Genomic DNA, 26,029 nt, shown 5'->3' on the forward strand with positions numbered 1-26,029 from the left:
CTGATCACCGACGGCCCCGACGACGATTCGACGCTGACCGGCACCGCACTGGTCGACGAGATCACCGCGGCGACCGAGCCGGGCAAGCCCATCCGAATCGATGTCGTCGTGATCGGCGGCAAGGGCACCCAAACGCTGCAGACCCTCGCCGATCGAACGGGTGGCACCTACACCAGCATGCCGACCAGCAACGACCTCGGCTTCGGCACCGCGGTGGTCAGGGCGCTCACCACGGCTTGAGCCGGTACACCCGAACCCAGCGAACACCGTCGGTCTGAAAATACCGCGCACCGGGATGTCCAATGGTTCATGCCCGCACGGCGTACACCTCGTGCAGTTCTGTGCCGGACAGTGATGGGTCTTGACGGGTTCGGGGGGTGAGGCCGTGGACGTCGAGCACCTCGCAGAACTCGGCGAGACGACCGTCGCGGTCGTGCACCTCCGCTACGACGGATCGGATGCGGGACCAGTCGGATTCGTTGATGCCGAGCAGCACATCGAATTCGGCACGTTCGACGTCGATCTTCAGCACGCCGATCTCGGCGGACGGATCATGCTGTGCCAGGATCGCCGACACGGTCGTGACCTCGACATCGATCTGCTCGCCGTCGTGCAAGCCGCGGGTGATGAGGGTGATCGCGTCGTCGGGCAGGCCGCTGTTGCGCAGAAAGGTCTTCGTCGCGTCGTCGTCGGCATCACGATCGGCGTACAGGCTCGAATTCGCGGTGGCCCGGGGGTACCAGGTGAACGGCAGCACGCCGGGTGCGGCGCCGACCGCGACTTCGAGAGCGACACCGCCGGGTACGTGGGCCGCCATATTGCGGTGCAGGCAGTCGTAGGTGGCGGGGGCCGGTTCGGCGGCTATCACCCGCACACCGGGGTGCGTCTCGGCGAACATCATCGCGCTGAGACCGATATTGGCGCCGATGTCGACGGCGAGGTCGCCGGGGCGCAGGGTAGCCGCGGCTCGGCGGTAGTACCCGTCGGCGATCATCTCGTTCCAGAGCATGCGTGCTTCGGCCGGGCTGGTGCAGGCCACGGTGCGCCCGTCGTCGAGGCGCAGTTGCTGCTGTGTGGTCATGAGGTCATGAATCCTTCGAGGATCGGGCCGATCACGGCCAGCGCGGACGGATGGGTCAATTCGAGGTGGCGTGCGTCGAGAACAGTGTTGTGGATGCGGCCGGTGACGTGCGGTCGCCACGTCCGCGCGATGGCTTCGATGTCGTCGCGGTCCCGGCCCGCGGTGAAGAAGACCAGGTCACCATCGAAGGTGCGCGGCTGGTAGTCGTCGGCAAGTTTTCCCGCGGTGGAGAAGCTCTCCATCACTCGGTCGATCTGATCGGCGCTGAACAGACCGGTGCCGGTGATCTGATCGCGGACGACCTGCCAGGCCTGCTCCGGGGTGCTAGCGGTGACGGCGTCGCCCAGATCGAACAGTTCCCGCCAGCCGCCGAGCAGGTCCGCCATCAGCTCGCCCGGCGCGGATTCGGCCGCGGGGGCGGTCGGGGGCTCACCGGCCGCGCTGTCCATCATCGCCAGCAGAGCGACCCGTTCACCCTGCTCCTGCAGCAGTGTCGCTACCGCGTGGGCGATCTCGCCGCCCAGCGACCAACCGAGCAGGTGATAGGGCCCGTTTGCCTGTACCCGGCGGATCTCGTCGACGTAGCGGTGCGCCAGCTCGTCGATCGAAGCGGCACCGGGCTCGTCGGTGACGACGTGTGGATCCTGCAGACCGAAAACCGGCCGGTCGCCGCGCAGGTGGCCGACGAGTCCGCCGTAGAACCAGGCCAGCCCGCCCGCGGGGTGGATCGCGAACAGCGGCGCGGCAGCGCCGACGGGCCGCAAGGGCAGCAGCACCTGCATGCCCGATCCGGCCTCGGTCTCGTCGACCCTGCGGGCCAGGGCCCGCGGTGTCGCATCGTCGAACATCCACGGCAATTCGAGCTGCACGCCACGGCCGTGGAGTTCTGCCACCGCCATGGTCGCCAGCAGTGAGTTGCCGCCCAGGTCGAAGAATCCGTCGCAGGCTCCGACCCTGGCCACGTTCAGTGTTTGGGCGAAGACCTCGACTATCGCGATCTCGGAAGGTGTTCGCGGCGCGTCGTATTCGTCCTCGGTGCGTTCGAAGTCCGGTGCGGGCAGGGCATTTCGATCGAGCTTGCCATTGACCGTCATAGGCAGCGTGGCGAGCACCACGATGGCCGATGGCACCATATAACTGGTGAGCAGGTCGGCGGTGGTGTCGCGGACTCGAGCCGGATCGAGCAGCTGACCGCCGACGGGGACGACGTAACCGATCAACTGGTCGACATCCTTGGTGTGCCGGTGCACCGCGGCGGCTGCCTGTGCGACGCCGGGATGGCCGAGCAGTGCTGACTCCACTTCACCCAATTCGATACGGAAACCACGTAATTGGATCTGTGTGTCGGCGCGACCGAGGTAGTCCAGTTCCAGTCCGTGCCCGTTGCGGCGCCACCGGCCGACGTCACCGGTCCGGTACAGCCGGCTGCCTGGCGTGCCGAACGGATCGGCGACGAATCGGCCCGCGGTGAGCGCGCCCGCACCGTGATAGCCGCGCGAGACCTGGCCGCCGCCGACATAGAGGTCACCGGCGACGCCGACCGGGACCGGCCGCAGCCGCTCGTCGAGCACGTAGACCGCCATCCCGGGTAGGGCGCAACCGATCCCGCCGTTGCCCGTCTCATCGATATCGGCGTAGCTGACGTGGACAGTCGTCTCGGTGATGCCGTACATGTTCACCAGTCGCGGTGAGCCCGCAGGGTGGGCGGAGAACCAGCCGGTCAACCGTGCCGGGTCGAGCGCTTCGCCGCCGAACACGATGTAGCGCAACGCGAGATCGTCGCCACCTTCCGCACGGTAGCGGCGCTCCGCGTCGACGAATCCGTAGAACGCGGACGGAGTCTGGCTGAGAACGGTTACCTGCTCGCTCGCCACGAGGTCGACGAAGGCGTCAGGTGTGCGGGTCGTGTCGTAGTCGACGACCACCAGGCGACCACCCGAGAGCAGTGCGCCCCACATCTCCCAGACCGCGAAATCGAAGGCGGAGGAATGGAACAGCGTCCACACATCGTCCGGACCGACCTCGAATTTCTTCGCGGTGTTCGTGAGCAGGGTGACGACGTCGCGGTGGGTGACGGCCACACCCTTCGGCCGTCCGGTGGATCCCGAGGTGTAGATCATGTAGGCGACGTTGTCCGGAAGCGCAGCGCCGCTGTGCCTGCTCGTGACAACGGCTTCGTCGTCCAACTGAATGACCGGCCCGGCGAATTCGGGGACCTGCGACGCCATCGCCGACGTGGTCAGCATCGCCACAGGCCGGGCGTCGTCGAGCACGAAGCGGAGCCGTTCGGCCGGATAGGCCACATCCAGGGGCAGATACCCCGCACCCGACATGACAACCGCCAACAGCCCGACAACCAGTTCGGCCGATCGCGGCAATGCGACGGCCACCAGATTTTCCGGCCCGGCGCCGGACGCGATCAGTTGGGCGGCAACAGTCTTGGCCCGCAGCTCCAGCTCCCCATAGGTCAGGACGGTCGTTCCATCGGTCACCGCGATCGCGTCCGGGGCGGCAGCCGCCCGTCGCGCGAACAATCCACCGATCGTCTCGTCGGGAACGTGTGCCCCCACCTCACCTGCCGCATCGAGCACTTCGTGGCGCTGCCGCAGCTCCATGAACTCGATGTCGCCGATGACGGCCTGCGGATCAGCGGTGACCGCCTCCAGTATCCGGAGGTACCAATGCGCGAACTGTTCCATCGACTCTTCGACGAAAAGGTCTGTGGCGTAGGTCAATCGGCCCAGGGTTCCCAGTGCCCTGCCGTCGGCGTCGAACCGCTCGACCAGCTTCACGTTGAGGTCCGACTGCGCCTGCTCGAAATAGTTCTCGATCGGTTCAACCGTGATTCCCGGCAGTTGCAGAACTGCCTGATCCAGGTTCTGGTAGTCGATCGTCACCTGATACAGCGGCAGGTGGGCGGTCGACCGCGGCGGGTTGAGCGCCTCGACTACCTGTTCGAACGAGACCTCCGGGTGCGCGAGGGCCGCCAGATCGGCTGCGCGGACGTCGGCAAGGAGCGCGTCGAACGGCTGATCAGCGCATACTGCCGTGCGCAGGACGACGGTGTTGACGAACATGCCGATCAGATCGTCGAGTTCGCGTTCCCCGCGCCCGGAAACCGGTGTGCCGACCGCGACATCGCGGGTGTTGGCCAGCCGCGCGAGCAACACGGTCAGCGCGGCGTGCGCCACCATGAACGGCGTCGCGCCCGCTGCCCGCGCGACCACGGCGATCCGCTCCTGCAACGGTGCCTCGATGGTGAAGTCGATGATCCGGCCGCGCATCGACGCGACCGGCGGGCGCGGCATGTCGGTCGGCAGTTCGAGGAGTTCCGGCAGCCCGGCGAGGGTGTCACGCCAGAAGTCCAGCTGACGGGACAGCAGCGACTCGGGATCGCGCTCATCACCGAGCAGATCACGTTGCCACAGTGCGTAATCGGGGTATTGGACGGTGAGCGGTGGCCACGCGGGCGCGCTCGTGGTGGTCACGGCGTGATAGGCGGCCGCGACGTCGCGGGCAAGGGGGATCATCGACAGGCCGTCCGCGCAGATGTGGTGCACGGCGATCACCAACACGTGATCGTCGGGGCCGAGCTCCAACAGTTCGGCCCGCACCGGCGGCGCCTCGGTGACCTGGAAGCTCGCCGACAGCATCGCCGCGGCGGCCTGCGGCAGCACCGATTCCTCGATCTTCACCGGGATCAGGTCCGGCATCACTTCGTCGGCGTCGACGATGACTTGCTGCGGAATACCGTCGACCACAGGGAACTTGGTGCGCAACGATTCGTGCCTGCCGATCACCATCGCGCAGGCGCTGCGCAGCGCGCAGATATCGAGCTCTCCGGTCAACCGGACCACCAGTGGCACGTTGTAGGCGCCGACCGAGGCGTCGAGCTGATTGAGGAACCACATCCGCTGCTGGGCGGGCGAGAGCGGGACCGGGCCGCTGTCCGGTCGCCGGGTCAGTGCCGGGCGTTCGATATGGTCGCCGCCGGTGAGCCGTACGGCGAGGTCGGCCAGTGTCGGGAACTCGAACAGGTCGCGCACCGCTACCCGAATTCCGAGTGTGGAGCTCAGTCGTGCGGTCAGCCTGGTCGCGGTCAGGGAATTGCCCCCGAGGTCGAAGAAGTTGTCGTGCATGCCGACTCGGGGCAGGTCGAGTACTTCGGCGCAGATGTCGGCGACGAATTGTTCGGTCGGGTTGCTCGGTGCTACGTGTCCGGCGGCAACGAAGGCAGGCATCGGTAGTGCGCCGCGGTCGAGTTTGCCGGTAGTGGTGAGCGGAAGGTGTTCCAGCACAACACAGATGTCGGGAACCATGTGGGCGGGTAGTCGGCGGCGTGCCGATGCTCGCACCTGCTCGGGGTCGACGGCGTCGCCGACCAGGTAGCCGACGAGTCGATCTGTGCCGTTGTCGTCGGTGCGCAGCACCGCTACCGCATGGGTGACCGCGGGGTGTGCGGCGAGGACGGACTCGATCTCGCCGAGTTCGATCCGTTGCCCACGAATCTTGACCTGGTGGTCGGCGCGGCCAACGTAGTCGAGTGTGTGGTCGGCAGTCCAGCGGACCCGGTCGCCCGTGCGGTACATCCGGGTGCCCGGATCGTAGGGGTTGGCGATGAACGTCGCGGCGGTAGCCGCAGGTCGGCCCAGATACCCGCGCGCCAACTGGATGCCGGCGATATACAGTTCGCCTGCCACACCGATCGGCACGGGCCGCAAGTGTGAATCCAGCACCACCGCGGAGGTTCCGCGAATCGGGCCACCCAGGGTGATGGGTTCGGGGGACGAATGGGGGTTGCTGATGGCGACCATGATCGTCGTCTCGGTGGGTCCGTAACCGTTGAACAACCGGCGTCCCGGCGCCCAGATGGCGGCGAGTTCGGCGGGTACCGCCTCACCACCGGCTACGAGCACCGCGAGGCTGTCCAAGCCGTCGGGTGCCATGGTCGCGAGCACGGTCGGCGTGAGGAAGGCGTGGGTAACCGCGTTGTCGTGGATGACCCCGGCGAGTTCCGCGCCCGCGTAGGTGTCGGGCGGCGAGATGACGAGTGCCGCGCCGTGCGGATGTGCCATCAAGACCTCGAGCATGACGGCATCGAATCCTGGTGCGGCACACTGCAGCACCCGGGATTCGGGACCGACTTGATACCGATCCTGTTGCTCGGCAGCGAAGTTCGCCAGTCCGGCTTGAGTGACAGCGACGCCTTTCGGGGTGCCGGTCGTCCCGGAGGTGTAGATGACGTAGGCCAGGTCGGTGTCACGGACCGTCCGTCGCACAGCGCGCGCGGGCCGGCTCGCGATCTGCCGCGCCACCGCCGGATCGTCCACGACCAGCCGGGCCCACTCCCCCTGCGGGACACCACTGCTCACGTCCGCGACGGTCAGCACGATGCGGGCGTCGCAGTCGGAAAGCATGACCGCGAGCCGTTCGTCCGGGTTGCGCGGGTCGAGCAGCGCGCAGGCGGCGCCGACTTCGGCAAGGGCCCAGATCGTGGTGACCAACGGGATCGAGCGCGGCATGACCACGGCGACGGTGTCTCCCGTTTCGACGCCGAACTCGACCAGCCTGTGCGCCAACCGATGTGCCCGAGTATCAATTTCCGCGAAGCTCACCGTTTCGGACCCGCACATCACCGCGACACCGTCGGGCCGTTGGGTCACGCCCTGCCGCAACAGGTCCGTCAATGCCTCGGGCGTCACCCGCGCCGCACCCCTGGCCGGGACCAGCGCCGCGCGCTCCGCCGCCGACAGCAGGTCGATGTCGCCGACACTCCCATCCGGGTCGGTGGCGATGGCGCGTAGGACGAGCTCGATGCGATCGGCGAGCCCCGTTGCGGTCGTGCTGTCGACGCGGGCGGCCTGGTAGCGCACGCGGATATGCAGGGTGTCGGTGTGGTGCGCCTGCACGGTGATCGGGTAGTGCGCCGCATCGGTGCCGACCACATCCGTTACCCGCACCCCGCCGATATCGGCCTCGCCGAGTCCGCTGCTGTCGACCGGGTAGGACTCGTAGGCGACCAGCGTGTCGAACAGTTGCCCGCCATTCAGGGCGGCCATGATGCCGGACAGTTCGATGTGGTGGTGGTCGAGCAGTCGACTCTTGTTCGCCTGCAACTGTTGCAGCGCAGCCACTATGGTTCGTTCACGACGCACGAGGACGGGGACCGGCAGCGTATTGATGAACAGGCCGATCATCGACTCGACGCCGGGCACCTCGGCCGGTCTGCCGGAGACGGTCTCGCCGAACACTATCCGGTCGCGGCCGAGTTGATTCGCCAGGACTGTCGCCCACGCGAACTGCACGATCGTCGACATCGTGGCACCGCAGGTACGGGCGAGTTCGGTCAGTAACGTGGTGGTTTCGTCATCGAGGTCGATTGTCAGGTCGGTCGGTACTTCGACGGTGGCGTCGCCGCCTGTTCGGGCGATCAGGGTCGGTTCGGTGAATTCCGCCATGGTGTCGCGCCAGACCTGGACGCCCGCGGCGGTGTCGCGCTGGTCCAGCCAGCTGAGGTAGTCACCATAGGACGGTGCGGGAGGCAGCAGGGCCGCGTTGTCGCCCGCCGCGTACAGCCCGACCAGGTCGCGCAGCAGCAGCGGCAGTGACCAGCCGTCGAGCAGTAGGTGGTGGGCGGTCAGGATCAACCGGAACTCGGTGGGCGCCACGGCGGCGAGGACGAAGCGCACCAGTGGCGGGTCGGCGGGGTCGAAAGCCATTTCACGTTCCGAAGCGAGGATCTCCGGCAGCGCCGTTGCCGAGGCCTCGATGGTGCGCCAGTGCAGGATGGGATGCGCCGGAATGACCTGCGCGACAGCACCATAAGCGGTACGGGTGAATGCCGCCCGCAGGTTCGGATGGCGTTGCAGAAGGTCTGCCGCGGCCTGTCGTAGTCGGGGACCGTCGAGCGGGCCGGTCAGCGTCAGCTCGGATTGGGCGGTGTACACGTCCAGTTCGCCCGCGGCGAGTTCGGCATGGAACAGCAGTCCCGCCTGCAGTGGCGCCATCGACCAGACGGCTTCGATCGGCCCGTAGCGTTCAGTGAAGGTGTCCAAGTCCTGTTGGGTCACCGCCACGAGCGGGGTGTCCGACGGCGAAAGGCCCCAATCTCGCTCTTGTGCTGCGGCTTCCGCGATCTCTGTCAGGGCCGTAGTCCACTCGTTGAGCAGTTCGCGAACATCGTCACCATCGAGAAGTCTCGCCGCGTAGCCGATCTGCGCGGAGAGGGTCTGGCCGTCCGGGGTGTCGATGATGCTGGTGTCGATGGTCAGTGTGGCGGCAGCGGGCATATCAGAATCGAAGGCGGCCCGGTGGTCGAAATCGTCGTCGGCGGGAATCCAGGCGAGACCGGACAGTGCCGCGATATCGACGCCTGCCCGGCCCAGGTTGTTGAAACTGATCTGCGGTTCGGACAGCGCCGCCAGCTGCGGGGCTGTTTCCGCGTTGAGGTACCGCAGCATGCCGTAGCCGATGCCCTTGTCCGGCACGGCCCGCAACTGTTCCTTGACCGCCTTCACAACGGCGCGCGGATCGGTGCCGTCGATGTCGAGGTCCACCGGGTATGCGCTGGTGAACCAGCCGACGGTGCGCGAGAGGTCGGCACCAGGGGCGAGCTGTTCCTCGCGCCCATGGTTTTCGAGCAGGATGCGGGCACCGCGGTGCTCGACCCCGCGTGCGGCGCGCCAACGACCCAGTGCCAGTATCAGACCCGCGAGCAGTACGTCGTCGGTGGTGGCGTGCGCGGCGCGTGGCGCCGCACCCATCAGCGCGGTAGTCAGGTCGACGGGGAGCGTCAGCGTCATCCGCTCGACCGTGGCGTGCACATCGACAGCCGGGTCGAGTGCGACCCGACCGAGCAGCGGTTCGGAACGGGACCCCATGCGCTGCCACAGTGCCAGTTCCTCGGCACGACCGTCGGCTGCCGCTGACACGGCCGCTGCCCACCGGCGCATCGAGGTGCCGACTTCGGGCAGCTCGACCGCTCGTCCCTCGCCGACCTGCTGCCACGCGGAGACGAAATCGGGGATCAGGATGCGCCAGGAGACACCGTCGACCACCAGGTGATGGATCACGATCAGCGCGCGTCCCCGCGATACCACGCCGGGCTCCGGCACCAGACAGACGACCTGCATCATCGCGGCATCGACAGGGCTCAGCCGGGCTGACGCTTCGTCGAGTGCATCCTCGACGAGCGCCGTGAAACGCGCGCTCCCCGGTACACTCTCGGGACCGAACGTGCGTACCGATACCAACCGCTCGGCATCGACCGCGCCGCGCGGCAATACCTCGAGGTGGGGCGAATCGGCGTTCGCGGCACTCAGCCGCGCGCGCAGCATGTCGTGCCGGTCGAGCACGGCGCCGACAGTGGCGACCACGTCAGCCGCACGCAGATCGCCGGGCACCTCGACCAGCAACGACTGCGCGAACCGGTCACCGGCGGGGCGGTCCAGATACCAGGAAACAATCGGCGTCCGCGCTACCTCCCCGATACCACCGCCGGGCAGTTCTTCGAGGGTCACGCGTCCCGCGTCCTCGGCAACGGCAGCCAGTCCACGAACAGTCCGATGTTCGAAGATGTCTCGCGCCGTCACGACCACCCCGGCTGTCTGCAACCGCGATGCCAGCTGGATCGACATGATCGAGTCGCCGCCGCGCGCGAAGAACGACTCGTCGGCGCCCACCGAGGCCACCCCGAGCACTTCGGCGAAGATCCTTGCGATGGTCTCCTCCAGGTCTGTCGCCGCCGCGATCACCGTTGAATCGAACGCCTCGGCGCCGGGTTCGGGCAGTGCGCGCCGGTCCACCTTTCCTGTCGACGACACCGGCATCTCGTCGAGAACCGTGAGCACGGCGGGCACCATGTGTTCGGGTAGTGCGCCCGAGATCTGGTCGCGGATTGCGGTCGTATCGATCGTTCGACCCTGGTCGGCCACCAGGTAGGCGGCCAGCATCGGTTGCCCGGCGTGGCCACGCCTGCTCACGGTGACCGCGGTAGCGACATCCGGGCAGGCCACCAGCGCCGCATCGATCTCGCCGAGTTCCACGCGCTGACCACGGATCTTGACCTGGAAATCGGCGCGACCCACGTATTCGATGGTGTGCTCGGCACTCCAGCGCACCAGGTCGCCGGTGCGATACATCCGGGTGCCCTGCTCCCCGTACGGATCGGCCACGAACGCGGCAGCACTCGCCCCCGGCCGATTCAGGTATCCGCGCGCCAGTGCCTTGCCCGCCAGATACAGCTCACCGACCACGCCGATCGGTACCGGTCGCAACCGAGCGTCGAGCACGACGGCGCGCACCCCGCGGATCGGGGCGCCGATAGTGATCGGATCGCCGGGCGCCAACTCGGAGCTCACACTGACCGCGACCGTCGCCTCGGTCGGCCCGTACACATTGTGGAAACGGCGGCCCGGCGCCCAGGCCGCGACGAGTTCGGCGGAGAGCGCTTCGCCGCCGACCGTCAGCATCTGTAGCGCGTCGAGGCCGTCGGGCCGCAAGGTCGCCAACACGCTGGGTGTCAGGAAGGCATGCGAAACCTGTTGTGTACGAATCAATTCGGTCAGGGCCGGGCCGGCGAACACTTCGGCGGGCGAGACGACAAGGGTGGCGCCCGCCGCATAGGCCATCAGCGATTCCATCATCACCGCGTCGAATGCGGGCGCGGCGACCTGGAGGACCCTCGACAGTCGATCTATCCGGTAGTGCTGGTGCTTCTCCGCCGCGAAGGCCGACAGACCCGCGTGCGTGACGACCACCCCCTTCGGTCTGCCCGTCGAGCCCGAGGTGTACACCAGGTAGGCGGCATCATCCAGGCGCGCCGCCGCGAAGGGGTGATCCATTGACGCGGTGGACAGTTCGGCCACGACCTGCTCGTCGTCGAGGCACACCCAGTCGACGGTGTCGGGCAGCGACGACCGCGCCGCGCCCGAGGTCACGCCGAGCGTGACACCGGAGTCGTGGACCATGTGCGCCAGCCGATCCGCGGGGTAACGCAGATCCATCGGCATGAACGCCGCACCGGTTTTCGCGATCGCCCACAGCACCACGTGGAAGGCCACCGACCGCGGGACAGCCAGGGCGACAAAGGTTCCAGGTGCCGCGCCTGCCCGTGCGAGCAGCACGGCGAGCCGGTCCGATCGCCGATCGAGTTCGCCATAGGTCAGGGTTTCGTCGTCACCGATCAGCGCCGTGGCCGTCGGATCGGCGGCAGCGAGGGCGAGCAGGGCGGGCAGTGTTTTCGGCAGCACCGCCGTCGCACGTCCGGCGGGGAGCAGGTGTGCGGTCTCCTCGGGACTCAGCAGGTCGATGGCCTCGATGGTCACGTCCGGTTGTGTGGTGATCGTGTCGAGCACGCGCAGCAGCCGGTCGGCGAACCGGGTCGCGGTGGCCTCGGTGAACAGGCCGGTGGCGTAGACGATCTCGCCGTCGATCCCCACTCCGTCGGCGCGTTCGTTCAGCAGCACCGTGAGGTCGGTTTTGGCTTGTGCCACACCGGGATCGAGTACCTCGACGCCGATATCGTCGAGTTCGAAGCGCGTGGGGTCGGCATGACGGAAGCCGAGCATCACCTGATAGAGCGGCGAATACGCGGTCGACCCGGCTCGGTCGAGCACCTCGACCAGACGCTCGAACGGCACGTCCGCGTGTGCGAGCCCCTCCAGATCCGTGCCGCGTACCTCCGCCAGGAATTCGCGGAACGACTGTCGCTCGGCGACGCGGGTACGCAAAACCACCGTGTTGACGAACATCCCGACCAGATCGTCGAGTTCGGGGCGCCCGCGACCACTCACCGGGGTGCCGATCGTAATGTCGTCGCTGTGCGCGGTGCGCGAGAGCAGGATCGCCAGCGCGGCATGCAGGACCATGAACACCGTGACGCCTTCGCGACGTGCGAGTGCGACGACGGCGTCATGTAGACCCGGCTCGACGGTGAAGCCGACACTGGCACCGTCCATCGACAGCACCGCGGGCCGCGGACGGTCGGTAGGCAGGGCGAGCAGTTCGGGTGAGTCGGCGAGAATCCGCTGCCAGTAAGCGATTTGGCGGCTCGCCAGCGAGGTGGGGTCGTCCTCGGCGCCGAGCAGCTCACGCTGCCAGACCGCGTAGTCGGCGTAGTCGACGGGCAACGGCGGCCATAGCGGAGTCGTACCGGTGCGGCGAGATCGGTAGGCAGCGAATACATCTCGGGCGAGCGGCGCCATCGACGCACCGTCCGCGGCGATGTGGTGCACCACAAGGACCAGCACGTGTTCGTCGGCGCCCGTGCGATAGAGCCGTGTGCGAACCGGCGTGTTCGTGGCGATGTCGAAGCCCGACTCGACCGCGTCGCGCAGCCGGTCTGCCAGCACTGCCGGATCGTCGACCTCGACGAGTTCGATGTCCGCGGCACCGGCCACGCTGTCCTGGACGAGCTGACGCGGTTGCCCGCTCACCGAGGGGTAGATCGTGCGCAGGGTCTCGTGGCGGGTGATCACATCGACCATCGCCGCGCGCAGTGCCGCTACGTCGAGCGGTCCGGTCAGCCGGGCCGCGAAGCCGATGTTGTACGCACCGGAGGCGGGGTCGAGCTGGTTGAGGATCCAGATGCGCCGCTGAGCCGCCGCCAGGGGAATCGCGGACCGGTCTCGGCGACGGACCAGCGGCGCCTCCGCGTATCCGTCGCGCATCGCGATTCGTTCGGCCAGCTCAGCGACGGTCGGGGCTTCGAAGATGTCGCGCACGCTGACCCGCACGCGCAGAGCGGCCTCCGCGCGGGCCGCAAGCTGAGCGGCTGACAACGAGTTCACCCCGATATCGAACATATCGGCGATGACGCTGACCTGGTCGGCACCGACGATCTTGGCGACGATCTTCGCCAGCACCGCCTCTCGGTCTGTGCGGGCAATGCACTCGGCCAACCGGTTCGCCCGCGTCGCATCGTTGCCCGCGTCGGCGGCAATGAACCCGTCGGCATCGTCGAAAGCCACGTGCGACAGGACCGACCTATCCACCTTTCCGTTGAAGTTGAGCGGCATGGTGTCGAGCACTTGGATCCGCGCAGGCACCAGGTAGGACGGCAGCAGTCGGGCGAGCTGTTTACGGACCGTCGACCCGACGAGCGTCGCGCCCGGTACCGGCGTCACATACGCCGTGATCCGGTCGGCGGAAACAATCGCGGCTGCTTCTGCGACCGCGTCGATCGAGTGCAGGGCGGCCTCGATGTCGCCTGGTTCTACCCGCTGGCCGTGGAACTTCACCTGGAAGTCGTTGCGGCCCTGGTACTCCAAGGCACCGGTTGGTGTCCAGCGAACCAGGTCACCTGTGCGATACATCCGCCCGTTCGGAGTGAACGGGTTCGCCACGAATCGATGCGCGGTCAGGTCCGGCCTTGCGACGTACCCACGCGCGAGCTGATCACCCGCCAGGTACAGCTCACCGACCACACCGGGGGGCACGGGAAGCAACTGTGAATTCAGGACGTATACGCGGGTGTTCCACACTGGCACGCCGATCGGCACCGAACCCCGTCGGGTGTCCTCGACCCGCCAGTGGGTCACCGTCACGGCGGCCTCGGTCGGGCCGTACAGGTTGTGCACCTGTGTATCGGAGATCCTGCGCAACGCCGCGACAGTCTTCGGCGGCAGGGCTTCACCGGCGGCGAGGACAACTCGCAGCGTAGGAATCGAGCCCGGTCTTGCGAGCTCGGCGAACACGGTCAGCATCGACGGCACGAAGTCGGTCATTGTGACACCATGCGCCGCGATGGTTTCGGTGATATAGGCCGGATCCCGATGCCCATCATGGGTGGCGACGACCAGTTTCGCGCCAGCGCGTAGCGGCATGAAGTAGCCCCACAGCGATACGTCGAACGTTGTCGCGGTCTTCTGCAGATACACATCGTCGGGGCCGAGCGGGTACTCCGCGAGCATCCACGCGATCTGGTTGTCGATCGCCTGATGCGATACCGCGACACCCTTCGGACGACCGGTAGTACCCGAGGTGAAGATGACATAGGCCGGATGATGCGGGCGCACTGGCCGGATCAATTCGGCCGCGCTCAGCGGATCACCCGAGAACCCTTCCAGTGCGACGGTATCCATCGTGATCACCGGTGTTACGTCGGCCACCTCGACCGCATCGGTGCTGGTGGTGAGCACACACACCGGCTGCGCGGTCTCGACAATGTGGGCGATCCGCTCGGCCGGATGATCCGGGTCCAGCGGCACATACGCACCACCCGCGGTGACGATCGCGTACATGCCGACGACCAGGTCGAGCGACCGACGCACTGCCAACCCGACCAGCGACTCCGCACCGACCCCACGCTGCACCAGCAACCGGGCCAGCTGGTTCACCCGCTCGTCGAACTCGCGGTAGGTCAACTCGGCGCCCTCATAAGACAGAGCAACCGCATCGGGATACGCGGCGACCGCGGCACGGTAACCATCGAGCAGCAGCGCAGGAGCAAGCTGGTGCCGGGTGTCGTTCCACTGCTCCAGGATTCGCTCACGCTCGATCGGTGCGAGCACCTCGATCGCACCGACCGGGCGGGTCGGGCCGGCCACCACCTCCGACAGCAACCGCACCAACCGATCGGCGAACCCGGCAATGGTTGTCTCGTCGAACAGGTCGGTGGCATAGGTCAGGCGCAGGTTCATGCCCGCGATCTCGTTGTGCGGGCCGCGGTCCTCGGTGATCATCAGCAGCAGATCGCAGATGGCCGCGTCGGCGCCGACATCGATGGCGCCGACGACGAGTCCGGGCAGTTCGAGCTGAGCGGGCGGCATGTTCTGGTAGGCGAGCATTACCTGGAACAGTGGCGAATGTGCCGTCGAGCGGGCCGGATTCAGAACTTCCACCAGCTGTTCGAACGGGACCGCGGCATGGTCGAAGGCCTCGATGTCGGTGCGCCTGGTCAGTTCGAGCAGGTCGACGAACCGCTGTCCCGGGCGGACTCGGGTGCGCAGCACGAGGGTGTTGACGAACATGCCGACAAGGCGGTCGAGTGACCGGTCGCCGCGGCCCGCATACGGGGTGCCGATAGCGATGTCATCGCTGCCCGACAGTTGTGCCAGCAGCACCGCCAAGGCGGTGTGCGCCACCATGAACGGTGTCACTCCGCTGCGGCGCGCAAGCGCGGCAACGCCTTTCGCGATCTCGGAGGGAACTGCGGCGTGCACCGTCGCGCCGCGATGGGATTGCTCCAGCGGGCGCGGCCGGTCGGTGGGTAGGGCGAGAACATCCGGAATCCCGGCGAGCTGGGTACGCCAGTATCGGAGGTGGCGGCCCGCCGCGGAGTCGGGAGCAGCGAGTTGTTCGCGCTGCCATAGGGCGAAATCGGCGAATTGCACCGGTAGCGGCATCCATTCGGGAGCGCTACCAGCACGGCGTGCGCTGTATGCCTCGATGATGTCGGCAGCCAGGGGCGCAATCGAGTAGCCGTCGCAATTGATGTGGTGGACCGACAATGCGAGCGCATGGGAGGTTTCGGTGAGCCCGAACAATGCCACGCGCAACGGTGCGCCCGAGGAGACATCGAAACCGGTGCCGAACAATTGGGCCAACCGTGGGATCAGGTCGTCCGCGGAAACCGGGTGCACGGTGAGGTCGCAGGCCGCAACGACCTCGTCAGCGGTCAGCACGACCTGGGCGGGAGTGCCGTCATAGGCAGGGTAGGTGGTGCGCAAACTCTCGTGCCGTTCCACGACGTCTCGCAATGCCGCGATCAGTGCCGCGGTATCGAGCTCACCGTCGAGGCTGATCGACAGTGGCACAACATAACTCGCCGATTCGGGATCGAGCTGGTTGAGCAGCCACATCCGACTCTGCGCGGGTGAGAGCGGGATTCGCGCGGGCCGGGGTCGTGGCACCGGCCCTGTGACGCTGCCGACCGCACGCACGCATTCGATCCAGCGGGCCAGTTCGGTGACGGTCGGGGCTTCGAAGACGGCGCGCACGGGGATCGTGACGCCGAGGACCTCGCCGATGCGGCTGAGCGCGCGGGTGGCCAGCAGCGAATTGCCGCCGAGGGCGAAGAAATTGTCGTCGGCGCCGACCCACGGTGTTTCCACCAATTCGCCGATCACGTTCGCGATGGTTTCCTCGGCGATGCCGCTGGGGGCCCGGTAACGCGTAGAGATGGCGTCGGGGGCAGGTAGGGCGCGGAAGTCGATCTTGCCGTTGGGTGTCAGCGGAATCGTGTCGATCCGCATCACCTGCGCGGGAACCATATACGCGGGAAGGCGTCCGAGTAGGAACGTCCGCAGCGTGTCTGCGTCGAGCGCCTCGTCGCTCACGGCGTAACCGATCAGCACCTGTTCCCCGGCGACAGCGTGTACACGGGCGACCGCGGCACCGATGTGGTCGTACGCCAGAAGCGCGGATTCGATATCGCCGAGTTCGACGCGCAGGCCCCGGATCTTCACCTGGGAATCGCGGCGGCCGATGTACCGCAGCCTGCCGTCCGAGTCCCAGCGAACGAGATCGCCGGTGCGATACAGGCGAGCACCCGCCACGGCGCCGAACGGGTCGGCGACGAAGGCAGCGGCGGTGAGGTCGGGGCGGGCATGGTAGCCGCGGGCGAGTTGGATTCCGCCGAGGTACAGCTCGCCGGTGACACCCGTGGGGACGGGACGCAGGCGCGCATCCAATACATGAGCGACAACATTCGCCTCAGGTGTGCCGATCGGCACGATAGGTCCGTCGAGCTCGCCGATCTCCCAGGCGGTGGCGCTGACCGCCGCTTCGGTCGGGCCGTAGAGGTTGTCGATGCGTGCCTGGCTCACGCCGCGGAACCGACCGACACCGGCGGCGTCCAAAGCCTCACCGATGCACAGCACTTGGCGCACGGTGGCGAGGTCCTCGCGCGTCGCGGTCTCGAGGAATGTCGACAGGAGCGAGGGCACGAAGTCGACCACGGTCACGCCGTGCCGGGCGATGAGTCGGGCAACGGCGGCAGGGTCGGTGTGATCGTCGGGGCCCGCGACGACGAGTGCGGCGCCGGATGTGAGGGCGGTGAACAATTCCCACACCGACAGGTCGAAGGTGGCGGGCGTGCGCAGGAGCAGCGTGTCCGTGGTGGCGATGCCGTAATGGCCGGTCAGCCATCGTAGTTGGTTGACGACAGCGTCGTGGGTGAGCGCGACACCCTTGGGTACACCGGACGAGCCGGAGGTGAAGATGACGTAGGCCAGGTCACCTGAGCGCAGCGGCCTGATCCGATCGGCGTCGGTCACCGGCGCGTGCGCAGTGTCGGTTACCGGCACTGCGCCGGTCGAAGGCGCGGTGCCGGTCGAAGGCGCGGTGAGGTCGGACAGGCGCCAGACCGGTGCCTCTGTGGACATTTCGATGTCTTCGCGGATCAGCACGGCGTCCGGTCGTGCGGCGGTGAGGACCGTCCGCAACCGGTCGAGCGGGTGGTCGGGGTCGAGCGGGAGATACGCGGCGCCTGCCGCGTGGATGGCGTAGATCGTGGTGAGCAGATCGACCGAGCGTCGCATCGCCACGGCCACAACACTTCCCGGCCCGATGCCGTTGCCGATCAGCACCCTCGCCAGCGCGTTCACCTCGGCACTGAACGCGCCGTAGGTGAGTACGTCGCCGCTGTCTGTGTCGATGACCGCGGTGAGCTCCGGTGTCGCCGCGACCTGCGCCGCGAACAGATCCGGGATCGTCGAGTCGCCCGAGGGGACCTCGGGGCCGGTTTCGCGCAGCGACAGTTCGTCGAGTTCGTGCGGACTCAGCAGCGGTAGGTCACCCACGGGCAAGCTGGGGTCGGCGACGACACCGCGCAGGACAGCGACGAGCCGGTCGAAGATCGGCACGATGGTGGATTCGTCGAACAGATCTGTCGCGTAACCGAATTCGACCCGCATATCGCCCGGAGCACCGTTCGAGTCGATCGTGTCGACCAGGGTGAGATGCAGGTCGTACTTGGCAACGCCCGGTTCGACGAGGTCGGCCGCCACCGTCAACCCGCCGAGGCGCAGGGTCGGGACGTCGATGTTCTGGAACGAGAAGCCGACCTGGGTCAGTGGCTCGTGCGCGGTGCTGCGCGGCGGATTGAGCACCTCCACCAACTGTTCGAACGGGATCGCGGCATTGTCGAATGCGCCGAGATCGCACTCGCGGGTGCGGTCGAGCACCTCCGTGAACGTGGCCGCGGGATCGACCTGCACTCGCAGCACCAGCGTATTGACGAACATGCCGATCAGCAGGTCGAGTGCGGGTTCGCCGCGTCCCGCGACCGGGGTGCCGACCGCGATGTCGCCCGTACTCGACAACCTGGCGAGTAGGACCGCGAAAGCGGCGTGGGCCACCATGAACAGCGTCGCGTCGTGGCGTCTCGCGAGGGCGACCATGTCGCGATGCAGGTCGGCGGGAATCGTTGCCGACAAGGTCGCGCCCCGGTAGGACTGCACCGCGGGTCGCGGTCGGTCGGTCGGCAGATCGAGCATTTGCGGTAGGTCTGCGAGGGCAGCGAGCCAGTACCGGATCTGACTGGCGGTCACGCTGCTCGGATCATCCTGCGCGCCGAGGATCTCCCGTTGCCACAGCGTGTAGTCGGCGTACTGGACCGGCAGCGGTGTCCAGCCGGGCACCTCCCCCGCCGCGCGGGCCCGATAGGCGACGGCCAGATCGGCGGCCAACGGCGCGAGCGAGGATCCGTCGATGGCGATGTGGTGCACGGTGAGCACCACCGTCCACTCTTCGGACGCGGAGCGCAGCAGCGTGATCCGGAACGGGACCTCGGCACTGACGTCGAATCCGATGGTGGTCTCTCGCACGATCCGATCGTGGATCTCGTCCTCGGTGACCGCGACGGAGGTGAGTTGCGGCACCGAGTCGAGCGGCATGACCTGCTGCCATGGTCCGCTGTCGCTGTCCGGGTATCGGGTGCGCAGCGCTTCGTGCCTCTCGATGACATCGGCGAGAGCCGACCGCAGCGCGTCGACGTCGAGTGGTCCGGAGATCCGCACGACGACGGGCACGTTGTAGACCGCCGCCGCGGTGTCGAACTGGTTGAGGAACCACATGCGGGTCTGCGCGGGCGAGAGCGGAATCCGGTCCGGTCGGTGCCGCGGCACGAGGCGGACTCGACCTGTACTTGAAAGATCCTGCGGTCCAACCGAATCCAGTTCACGGGCGAGCGCGTCAACGGTCGGCGTCTCGAAGAGCGCACGCACCGCGATGTCGGTGTCGAACACATCGGACAGTCGTGCCGCGGCCTTCGTGGCCGAGAGCGAGTTGCCGCCCAGATCGAAGAAGTTGTCGAGGGCACTGACGTGGGGGGCACCCAGCACATCACGGTAGACACCGGCAACGAGTTGTTCGGTGGGCGTGCGCGGCGCGATGTCTTCGGCGGTGCGCGGGAACACCGGCTCGGGTAGCACAGCGTAATCGAGCTTCCCGCTGGCGGTCAGCGGGAGCCGGTCGAGCACCATGCACACATCGGGCACCATGTGCGCGGGAAGCCGGTCGCGTGCGGCAGTGCGGACCCGCTCACCGTCGACGCCGGCACCGACCAGATAGCCGACGAGGCGGTCGGCTCCCTCGCTGCCCCGGATCACGACGATCGCGTGGGTCACCGCGGGGTCCCGCGCGAGCACCGCTTCGATCTCGCCGAGTTCGGTGCGCTGCCCGCGGATCTTCACCTGATGGTCGGCCCGGCCCAGGTACTGCAGGGTCTGCTCCGATGTCCACCTGACCAGGTCGCCGGTGCGGTACATGCGGGTGCCCTCGCCGCATGGGTCGGCGACGAAACTCGCCGCGGTCACTGTCGGTCGGCCGAGGTAGCCGCGCGCCAATTGCACACCGCCGATGTAGAGCTCGCCCGCGACGCCGACCGGCACCGGCCGCATCCGGGGGTCGAGCACCTGCGCGGAGATGCCGCGAATGGGGCCGCCGATGGTGATCGCACCGTGCGCGGGTACCGGGTCGCTGATCGCGACCATGATCGTCGTTTCGGTGGGTCCGTAGCCGTTGAACAGCTGGCGTCCCGGCGCCCAGCTCGCGCTGAGCTCGGACGTCATGGCTTCGCCACCGGAGACCAGCACCCGCAGGCAGCCCAGGCCTTCCGGCGACATCGTGGCGAGGACGGTCGGTGTCAGGAAGGCATGGGTAACCGAGTGTGCCCGAATGAGTTCCGCCAGCTCCGCACCCGCGTAGACGTCGGGCGGGGACACGATCAGCGCCGCGCCACCAGGATGGGCGAGCAGGATCTCGAGCATGACCGCGTCGAACCCAGGACCGGCGGCCTGCAGGACCCGCACGGTGGGCTCGACGTTGTAGCGGTCCTGCTGTTCGGCGGCGAAGTTCGCCAGCCCCTGGTTGGTGACCTCGACGCCCTTCGGGACACCGGTCGTTCCGGATGTGTAGATCACGTACGCCACGTCGCCCGGATGCACGGGCCTGCCGCGGTCGGCGTCGGTCACCGGTGCGGGTGAGTACCCGGCGGTGATGGCGCGCGAGACGGGATCGGCGACCACCAGCAGCGACCACGGCTCCCCGGACGCGGCGCCCTCGACCTCGGCGCTGGTCAAGACCACCCGGGGCTTGCTGTCGGCGAGCATCGAGCGGACCCGATCCCGCGGGTTGCGCGGGTCGATCAGCACCAGAGCAGCGCCCGTCTTGGCGACGGCCCACACCCCAACTACGAAGTCGACCGAGCGTGGCAGGACCATCGCCACCACTTCGCCGGGTCGGGCTCCGTCCTCGAGCAGCCGCCGGGCGAACCGGTTCGATGCCGCGTTCAACTCCGCGAAGTCCATGCGCTCGGCACCGGAGACGACCGCCGGACCGTCCGGCGAGATCGCGACACCTCGGGCCAGCAAATCCGCCAGTGCTACTCCTGGTACCGCGTTCGCACCCCGAACAGGATGCAGCGCAGCATGTTCGGCGGTGGACAGTAATTCCACATCGCCGACCGGCGCGGAGGGGTTCGCCACCACCGCGTCCAGGATCCGGCGCAACCGTGCGGCCATCTGCTCGACGGTGGCCGGGTCGAACAGGTCGGTCGCGTAGTTGATGCGCAGGGTGACGTCACCGGGGTTCGCGGCGTTCGCGGCGACGGTGACGACGAGGTCCACCTTCGCGGGTTCGGCGCCCGGATCGAGGATGTCCACCTCGAGGTCAGGCAGGGTCAGGCGAGGCAGTTCGGTGTTGTCGAAGGCCAGATACACCTGGCACACGGGTGCATAGGCCGCGGAACGGCGCGGATCGAGCGCTTCCACGACCCGGTCATAGGGCAGGTCGCCGTGCGCGAAAGCGTCGATGTCGATGTTCTTGACGCGTTCGAGGAAGGCGGTGAACGATTCGTCGCCGCGCACCGGCGTGCGCAGCGCCACCGTGTTCACGAACATTCCCACCAGTGGCGCGAGGTCCGGCTCGCCGCGTCCGGCCAGTGGGGCGCCGATGACGATGTCGCCGGTGCCCGACAACCGAGCCAGCAGGACGGCGAGCGCGGCGTGCACGACCATGAAGGGGGTGACGTCCGCGGCACGGGCGAGTCGCGCGATGTCGGCGTATGTCTGCGCGGGGAGCCGCGCGGCAACGGCCTCGCCGCGCATCGAACGGCGAGCGGGCCGCGGCCGGTCGGAGGGTAGTTCGAGCACAACGAGCGCATCGGCCAATTGGTCTGTCCAGTAACGTAATTGGTCGGCGGCGAGGGAGTCCGGATCGGTTTCGTCGCCGAGCAGGCGACGGTGCCAGTCCGCGTAGTCGGCGTATTGCACCCTCAGGGGCAGCTGATCCGGCGCGATCTGCTGCGACCGAGCCGTGTAGGCGGTGGCGAAGTCGACGGCGAGAGGTGCCAGCGACGCACCGTCACAGCAGATGTGATGGAGCACCAGGACCAGCACGTGGCTGTCGGGGCCGGTCGTGAGCAGGACCGCCCGCAGCGGCGGTCGAGCGCAGACATCGAAGCCATCGGCGGTCAGCTCGCGGATCCGGTCAGCGAGCTGGTCTTGCGCGACTTGTTCCGGGACGCAATCGAATTCGGCCAGGGTGGACGCGGTCGACAGGATCTCCTGCACGCCGTGGCCGTCGCGGGTGGGGTAGCGGGTCCGTAGCGACTCGTGGCGATCGAGAACGTCGCCCAGCGCCGTGCGCACTGCGGCGGTGTCGAGTCGGCCGGTCAACCGCAGGACAAGGGGGATGTTGTAGGCGGCCGACTCCGGTTCGACACGGTTGATCAACCACATCCGGTGCTGCGCGGAAGCCAGCGGCAACAGCCCGTCCCGCGCGACCGGGGTCAGGGCGGGCCGCACCCGCCGCCGCGCCCTGCCGACGCACGCGGCGAACCCGGCCACCGTCGGGTTGGCGAACAGATCACGCACCGACAGTTCGCATTCGGTGGCATCGGCGACCCGGACGACGGCGCCCGCCGCGGTTAGCGAGTTGCCGCCCACCGCGAAGAAGCTGTCGAACGCACCGACATGATCCACACCGAGCACCTCGGCGAAGACTTGCGCGACAGTCGCTTCGGTCTCGGTCCGCGGCGCGATATAGCTCGCCGTTGCCCCCGCTGCCGGATCGGGGAGTGCACGCAAGTCGAGCTTGCCGTTGACCGTCAGTGGTAGTTCGTCCAGAACTGTCACGACATTCGGGATCATGTAGTCCGGCAGCAGCGAACGCGCCTGGGCAACAACAGAATCGACATCACAATCGGCACCGGACGCGACGACGTAACCCACCAGACGTGCCGCCTCGGTGTCGGCGCGATGCACCACCACAGCAGCCGAAGCCACCGCCGGATGAGCCAGTAGCGCGGCACGGACCTCGTCGAGTTCGATGCGGAACCCACGCAGCTGCACCTGCTGATCCGCACGGCCGCGGTATTCGAGGTCACCGTCGTGATTGCGGCGAGCCACATCGCCGCTTCGGTACATCCGAGCCCCCGGCGCCCCCCATGGGTCGGCGACGAACCGGCCCGCGCTCAGCGCGGGCTGACCGAGGTAGCCACGAGCCAATTGTGTTCCCGCTACGTAGATTTCCCCCCATGCGCCCACCGGTGTCGGCCGCAGGCGCCGATCCAGCACATAGGTGCGCAGGCCAGGTAGCGCTGTTCCGATCACGCTGGGTGCGCCGGGGACGGCCATTTCGGCGCTCAGGTCGGTGCGGGTGACGAAAACGGTGGTCTCGGTGATGCCGTAACTGTTGACGAGGACCGGTCCGGCCGGATGGTCTTCGTACCAGGGCGCCAACGCCGCCGGATCCAGACCCTCACCGGACAGCACGACCACCCGCAGTGCCAACTCCCCATCGGGTGCGCCTGCCACGAGGTGCCGCCGCCGAGCCGCGGCGAATTGATAGAACGCCGAGGGGGTTTGACTGAACACGGTGACGCCTTCACGGGCGGTCAGACGCACCAGTTCATCGGGCGCGCGCGCTGTCAGCCCATCGACGACCACCACCCGGCCGCCGGTGACGAGCGGACCGAAGACCTCCCAGATCGAGTAGTCGAAGGCCACCGAATGCAGCCATGTCCACACGTCGTCGGCCCGAATATCGAGCGCGGCCGACGCATTCGCCAAGTACGTGACCACCGAGCGGTGGCTGATCACCACACCCTTGGGCCGCCCGGTCGAGCCGGAGGTGAAGATGACGTATGCCGCGTCGTCGGGTCGCAGCGGTGCGCTGCGCTCGTCGTCGGTGATCGGATCCGCGGCACCGTCGAGGTCGTCACCGGGCTCGAGGACCAGGACCTGCCCCCCGCCCGCCGGCTGCGCGGAGTCCGCGACGAGGACAAGCGTCGGACCGGCTCGATCGATGACGTCGTTCAGCCGCTCCGGCGGATGGGAGATATCCAAAGGCAGATACGCGGCACCGGATTTCAGGACAGCGAGCATCGCGACGATCAGCTGGGCACCGCGCGGCAGGGCGACGGCGACCAGCGCACCCGGACCGGCACCACGCTCGATCAAACGCCGGGCGAGCCGAGTGGAGCGCTCGTCGAGATCGCGATAGGTGATCGTCTCACCGTCGGCGGTGACAGCCGCGCCGAGAGGCGTCGAATCGGACTGTCGCGCCAGCGAATCCACCAGCGTCTCGACCGGTCCGACAGCGTCGACGCCGACCGCCGCGTCGACGATCTCACGCTCCTGCACGGACGAGACCAGCGGTAGTTCCACCACCCGATCGCCGGAGTCGGCCTCGATGAAGCGGTGCAGGAATTCGATGAACAGGTCGGCGTGCGCGTCGATATCGCGTCGGCTGTAGAGATTGTCGTTGCCGTGCAGTTCGATGAGCAGCGGTGCGTCCGGGCCGGTCCGGTAGAGATTGATCTGCAGATCCTCGAGCGCGCCCGACGTGAGCGCGTGGTAGCGGCCGACGGCCTCACCGAGTCGGATCTCGGAGTCGAAGAACAAGATGTTGAGCACGGGTCCGAAAGTGTTGGCGGAGTTGTCGATCGCGGCCGATTCGCGGCGCAGATCCTCGAAGCGGTAGCGCTGATGGCGCAACGCCGAGACCAGCTCGCCGATCGAGGCCTTCACCAGCTGTGCCACCGTGGTCGCGTCGTCGACCGCGAACCGGATCGGCACCATATTGGCCAGCATCGCGGCGGCACTGCGCAGCTTGACGGTGACCCGCGCACTCATCGGGACCGAGAGCACGACCTCGTCGGCCCCCGTCATTCGCGTGAAGAACGCCGCGAACGCCGCGACAACGACCTGCGCGGCCGACGCGTCGAGTTCGGCCGAGCGGCGATCGAGCAGCGCGCACAGCTCGGGCGGAAGTTCGCGCGCCGCAACCTCGTCCACGGCTCCCGCGCGCGCCGACCGGCCGGAAAGCCCGGCGGGGGCGGGTAGATCCGCGACCTTGTCCAGCCAATACCGGCGATCGGCCTCGAAGCGCGCACCTTCCCGATAGGCCTGCTCTTGCGCGGCGATATCTCGCAGGCGAGCGGCGGTCAGCCGAGAGGGCGGCCGGTCTTCCGACAGCGCGTTGTAGTGCTCGGCGACCCTGCCCACCACGTTGAACGCGCCGTACCCGTCGATGACGAGATGGTGCGCACGCGCGTACCACAGGTGCAGGTCGTCGCCGATCCTGATCAGTCGGCAGACCGCGAGTTGGTCGCGGGTGATATCGACCGGTCGGGTGTAGTCGCGACGCATCCACTCCAGCGCCGCCGCCATCGGATCGCGGCGTGTGCCGAAGTCGAGCACGAGTTCGTTGAACGTGATGCCGCGATCGACGACCTGGTAGGGACGTCCTTGCACCTCGACCACCCGCACCATGAGCGACTCGGTCTCCTCGGCCGCCTCGTGCACCGCCCTGTTGAACAGGGCCACATCGATCCGCCCCGCGATCTCGACGTACTGCGCGATATTGGCCGCCGATCCGCTGTGCGCGCTATCCGCGAACCACATGCCGTATTGCGCGGCGGAAAGCGGAATAAGATCCCGATTACCAGCACAGCTTTCGACAGACTCCATGATTACCCGACCCCTCGCATGGCTATCGACCTAGCACAGACTCCAAGTACGAAAATCTGCGCGCTTTCATACCCCGCATATCAACGTGTACCACTACCACCGTTGAATGTGGATCCATTACCGCCGAACAGCCATACGTATTCCCCTTGCCGTATCAAGGACAGATGGGGATCCCGGTAGACACCGATCCGGCATTCCGCGAGGTGCGGTACCCAGTCGATTCAGATCCGAAACCCACTACCGACATTAGCCTGACAGCAAATAATTAGCATCCGATTTAGAGGAAACACCATAGTAACAATTCAGGTCACATGAACTATGAATTCAGACATTCCACGCAAAACCACTTTTCGACAACAGTCCAGGTAGAAGCGCTGCGGTCGATGATCCACCACCGGCGGAGGCACACGGCCATCATCCGGGGTCTGGTGATACAGATGCACCATTCTGCACATCCCCAGCGTAACTAGCAATTTTCGGCACGAATTCGCCGAGAATGATTGATCGACCGAAGCCGATCGATCACATCCGC

General features: G+C 67.3%; 2 protein-coding genes and 1 pseudogene. 1 reads left to right on the forward strand and 2 read right to left on the reverse strand.

What is annotated here, in order from left to right:
* A pseudogene (locus ACFWUR_RS11895) lies at positions 1-240 on the forward strand (hypothetical protein); the annotation flags it as partial.
* 67 nt (positions 241-307) lie between these two features.
* Here ACFWUR_RS11895 and ACFWUR_RS11900 read toward each other — a convergent pair.
* Both ACFWUR_RS11900 and ACFWUR_RS11905 read right to left on the reverse strand, forming a co-directional pair.
* Positions 308-1,081: an FkbM family methyltransferase gene (locus tag ACFWUR_RS11900; RefSeq protein ID WP_378905833.1), complete on the reverse strand. Its 774-nt coding sequence runs from the start codon at positions 1,079-1,081 to the stop codon at positions 308-310.
* The gene (locus ACFWUR_RS11905; protein WP_378905835.1) at positions 1,078-25,497 is read right to left on the reverse strand and encodes a non-ribosomal peptide synthase/polyketide synthase; all 24,420 of its coding nucleotides are present in this window, start codon (positions 25,495-25,497) and stop codon (positions 1,078-1,080) included. The genes ACFWUR_RS11900 and ACFWUR_RS11905 overlap by 4 nt, the downstream gene beginning before the upstream one ends.
* Between the last annotated feature and the right edge of the window lie 532 nt (positions 25,498-26,029).

It is taken from the genome of Nocardia sp. NPDC058633, assembly GCF_042717045.1.
In the GTDB taxonomy this organism is placed as follows: domain Bacteria; phylum Actinomycetota; class Actinomycetes; order Mycobacteriales; family Mycobacteriaceae; genus Nocardia.